The 4,432-nt window shown below is 62.4% G+C and carries 5 protein-coding genes; 2 read left to right on the top strand and 3 right to left on the bottom strand.

Annotated features, from left to right (window positions below; translation table 11 throughout):
• From AC1D0Z_RS16505 to AC1D0Z_RS16515, 3 genes are all read right to left on the bottom strand, one after another.
• Nucleotides 1-376 (bottom strand): cupin domain-containing protein (locus AC1D0Z_RS16505; RefSeq protein WP_477659302.1); only part of this gene is annotated, 376 nt, incomplete at its 3' end.
• Nucleotides 377-446: 70 nt separating this feature from the next.
• Nucleotides 447-842 (bottom strand): RNA-binding protein, encoded by a 396-nt coding sequence (locus AC1D0Z_RS16510; protein ID WP_477659303.1) that lies wholly within the window; start codon nucleotides 840-842, stop codon nucleotides 447-449.
• 346 nt (nucleotides 843-1,188) lie between these two features.
• Nucleotides 1,189-3,015 (bottom strand): M14 family metallopeptidase, encoded by a 1,827-nt coding sequence (locus tag AC1D0Z_RS16515; protein ID WP_477659304.1) that lies wholly within the window; start codon nucleotides 3,013-3,015, stop codon nucleotides 1,189-1,191.
• 287 nt (nucleotides 3,016-3,302) lie between these two features.
• On the opposite strand from AC1D0Z_RS16515, the gene AC1D0Z_RS16520 reads away from it, so the two are divergent.
• Together AC1D0Z_RS16520 and dusA are read left to right on the top strand one after the other, a co-directional pair.
• Complete coding sequence (locus tag AC1D0Z_RS16520; protein WP_477659305.1) at nucleotides 3,303-3,788, top strand: hemerythrin domain-containing protein; 486 nt, start codon at nucleotides 3,303-3,305, stop codon at nucleotides 3,786-3,788.
• A 159-nt stretch (nucleotides 3,789-3,947) separates the two neighbouring features.
• Nucleotides 3,948-4,432, top strand: a 485-nt coding sequence (dusA, locus tag AC1D0Z_RS16525) for a tRNA dihydrouridine(20/20a) synthase DusA (RefSeq protein ID WP_477659306.1), incomplete at its 3' end; no start/stop codon positions are given.

Here is a 4,432-nt window from a genome sequence, read left to right on the forward strand (position 1 = left end):
GCCTTGCTGCCTGCCACAGGCCGGCACCCACAATGTGCTGAGGGGCGGTCGCTGCGTTGGCGGGCCCCAGCGTTGTGCTGTGCAGGCGGTTGTTATCGGCATCCCACGTCCAGAGATCGAGAGGTGCGCCTTCGAGGTGCACCCACACCTCGTCGGAAAGGACGCAGTGCCAGCGCGAGTGCTGTGCGGTTTCGAGCAGAAAGTAAATCGAGGTCAGCGCGCTACGCGCAGGTCTTCCGTCCTGCGGCGTGACGATCCTTGGAGATCGAAACACCTCGCGGTACCAGCCGCCTTCCGGGTGGGGCTGGAGATTGAGCTCTTCAATCAGTTGCCGGGCGCGCGGCGCGCTCGTGAAGGATGGATTGGACGGGTGCATGAGGCGCAGTGTGCCTCAAAAGCCGGGCGCCTCGCATCCGGCGTGTCCGCTCAAGTCCTGGGTGCGGGCGTTATTCGAGGTCCTCGATGGCCAGGCTGTGGTATTTTTGCGCATAGGAAAATGGCACTGTCCGCACAATTTCCATGATGCGTTCCGTGGCGTCCTTGGATGGCGCCGGGATCATTAGCGCATGATGGCCTTCGCGCGCAAGGTCCACATACTTGTGGACCGTGGCGCCCTCAGTCCCTACACGCGGCAGATTCACCTCCGAATGGCCGTCCACCTTGCCGATATCTTCAAGAATGTCATCCGGTGTCAGCAGCATCACGCCGTCGCTCGCCGTTTCCAGCTCATGGGCGATCTTTTTGGCATCCTCGGAGTCCGGGAACATGATGAAAGCGTAGCCGGTGGGGTAGAACACCCCGCCCATGCTCAGCATTTTTTTGGTCAGTTCAAAGTTCTTCATGGCGGATCCTTTCATGCATCAATGTTGCGTCAACAAACATTAGCGCGCATAAATACGGAATTTCCAGTCAGCAACAACATCCTCCGCCTGTAAGACGTGGTCGTCAAGCCATGCCATGTAGTCCCCACACTCTTCACCTCGTGTGATGCGAGGCCTTGAAGGACGCGGCTTGAAGGACGCTTCGCCTCTGTTGCCCGTCCAATCCTGCGCTGGCAGGCTCGGAGCCGCGGGCTCCAGCCCCTCGGGAGGGCGCCGCGCCTGCGGTCTGGCAAAGCCAGTCCCGTGGCCCTTGCTGGCGAAAATAAGCCCCGCGCTTTTCGAGGCCCCCTGCTATGGGGCTGGCCCGCTAGTTCAGCTCTTCCAGCTTCACGCTTGGCTCGGCCATCACGCGCACCGTGCTTTGCAGGCCCTGCAGGAGCTGGTTGGCGAAGTAACTGCTCTGGGTGTCAGGTTCCAGCGCAGCAAGCACCAGGTTGCCCAGTGGCTGGTTGAGTGGCACGTAGTAGCTGCCCCGAGGCACGTCCACCACGCCGCGCGCCAGGCTGACCTGCACCTTCAGAACGGCCTTGCTGTCTGCAATGGCGCCCCGCACATCCTGCCGTTCGCCCGAGGTGCTGGAAATTTCCCGGTAGCTGTCGCCGAGCATGGAGCCCTGTTCGGCAACGCGCAGCACCTGGACACCCTGCAGCCGAAGCCGGTCGACAGCGACGGTGGAGGCGGCAGACAGCCAGTAGCCGCACGGACGTGCGCGGGCTTTCAGGCTGCGCAGCGCGAGGGCGGAATCCCAGTCGACGGAGACTGTCTTGTCGGCGCCGGTAACCGGGTCGAGCATTGCCAGGTCGTACTGTGCGGAAGTAGGCGCTGCCTCCACGATGGCCTCTTCCTTGCAGGCCTTTGCGCTGACTTCCTTGTCGAGATAAGGGCGCAACTGGTGCAACTCGTTCGCGCGCTGGGCGGTGCTGGCCAGCGCGCTGGTGATGGCCGTCACCTGGGTGTGAACGCGCCTCTGGATATGCATGCGCCCAATCCCCACGCCGCGTGTTTCGACCAGCAGGCTGATGGCATTCTTCAGGCCATATACATTGCGACCGGTGTCGGGCTGGGTGCCGCCCATGGAGATTTTCTTGTCGGCCAGGTCGCTCGAGGTGGTGTAGTACCACTCGGCCGTGAGGTTTTGGCCCTTGAGTGCGGCAAGCAATGGGCGCCGGTACCACTCTTCCGCAGCTTTGGTCAAAAATTCGGGCAGGTTTGCAGTGGTCGAGTACTGGAACAGCGCGTCAAACTTCTGCACCGTGCCGAACTTCTGCAGGAAGCGTCCCACCACCGTGTACTCATGTGCGTCGACTACCACCGTAGGGTTGTAGTCGCGGGCGAGCCTTGCAATCGCCTGGGCCTCCGGTGTGTTCAGAAGCAGGTGGTCTCGGTTCATGTCCAGCCCACCTGTGGTGGCGCGTTGCCCGCTGGCCGCGCCATCAGGGTTGGCACGCGGAACAATCACCACATTGATGCGGTCCAGCGCAGGCTGCAGCAGGCCTTGCGCGAGCTCCCGGGCGATGACGAGCAGCGCCTCGCTGCCGGCAGGTTCGTCCCCGTGCTGCTGGCCTACCAGCAGCACCGTCGGCTTGCCTGCCGACTGCAGCACTGTGGGATCTGTGCCGCCGGCGCGGGTCAAAACCAATGCTTCAAGTGTCTCACCGCGTTGCGACCGGCCAATGGGCAGCACGGCGGCCCTGATCCCAGGTGTGCGGGACGCCGCCGAGGCCTGTTCACGCAACCAGGCCTGGATTTCAGCCTGCGTGGTAAACGTGGTGCGGCCGGCCTGCAACCCTGGCGTGTTGTAAACCACGGAGGGCGCTGGAAAACGTGCGGCAACCGCGGCGCCGTAAGGCTCCGGCTCGCTGGCAGTTACTGAAGGAGAGGGCGCTCCAGGGGGCGCGACGGGCGAGACCTGGACAGCCGCGCTCGCGGGCGCGGGCGCGGGGCGTTGCGCTGCTGGCGTGGGGGCTGAAGGAGGCGCAGAAGGTTGTGTGGAGGGCGGTGTCCATGGCGGGAGCGCTACCGAAGTACAGGCGGCCAGCAGTGCCAGCGGAAGCAGCGCGGCAATCGGGCGCATGCGGTGCGAGAGGGTGACGCGAGGATTCGGGATGGGGCTGTGCGGCATGGTCGTTGTCATTTTTTCCTGCGCTTCAGGGCCTGAGCTGCCCGGGTGTGTGGCGCCCATATTACCCGCTTGCCGGATGGGAGCGTACTGTTCAGCGCGATTTTTGGCCCGTCTTTGCAGTGGCGCAACGACAGGCTTTGTCCGGCGCCGCCGGCTTCCTGTATTCCTACATCAGCGCTCCGGGGTGTCCCACATACCGTGTGCCGGCCCCCACCTAAATTGGTTGGGCGGCGGGCCTTTGCGGCCGCATTATTTTTTAATCAGAACAGACTGACCCTTAACCCCAAAAGAGGATCCCCATGAGCAAAGCACTCCCCAAAAAGCACGATGCCGTAGACCTGCTGGACGCCGATCACATCGCCGTCAAAAAACTGTTCACCACCTTCAAGAAATTGTGCGACAGCGATGCCTCCGGTGAGGAGAAGCGTGAAGTGGCCGATCAGATTTGCCAGGAACTGACGGTTCATGCGCAAATTGAAGAAGAAATCTTTTATCCGCAGGTTCGCGCGGCCATCAATGATGACGCGCTGCTTGACGAGGCGGAAGTGGAGCACAGCACGGCCAAAGACCTGATCGCCCAGATATCGGGCATGGACCCGGAAGACGACCTGTATGACGCCCGCGTGACGGTACTGGGTGAATACATTGACCACCACGTCAAGGAGGAGCGCGAGGAAATGTTCGTCAAGGCCCGCAAGTCCAAGCTTGATCTGGTTGCACTGGCCGACGAATTGAGCCAGCGAAAAATGGAACTTATGGAAGAGTTCAAGACCGCCGAGGTCTGACAGCGTCAGGCGGTTTCGCGCAGGGCCAAAACCCCTGCGCGGCTGCGAGCGCGTCCTTTCTGGGAAAATGGGGCTATGTCAGCCCCATTACCACTTGCGCCCCTACCCGGTGCTTCTGCCGGACTGCCAGGCCATCCCTGGCGGCTAAGCGTTGCCCCGATGATGGACTGGACGGACCGGCATTGCCGCCATTTTCACCGCCTGCTGTCGCGGCATGCCTTGCTTTACACCGAGATGGTGACCACGGGCGCACTGATTCACGGGGACGTGGAGCGTCATTTGCGCTTTAACGCCGAAGAGCATCCCGTAGCCTTGCAACTGGGCGGCAGCGAGCCGGCCGATCTGGCGCACTGTGCCCGCCTGGGTGAACAGTGGGGTTACGACGAAATCAATCTCAACTGCGGTTGCCCCAGTGAGCGGGTTCAGCGGGGCGCTTTCGGCGCCTGCCTGATGGCAGAACCCCAACTGGTGGCGGATTGCGTCAAGGCCATGGTGGATGTGGTCGGCGTGCCRGTCACGGTGAAGCATCGGATTGGCATCGACAAAGCCGAAAGTTACGAATTTGTGCGGGACTTTGTGGGCACCGTCAGCGAGGCCGGCTGCAAGGTGTTCATCGTCCATGCCCGCAACGCCTGGCTCAAGGG

The organism is Polaromonas sp. P1_E3 (genome assembly GCF_056405935.1).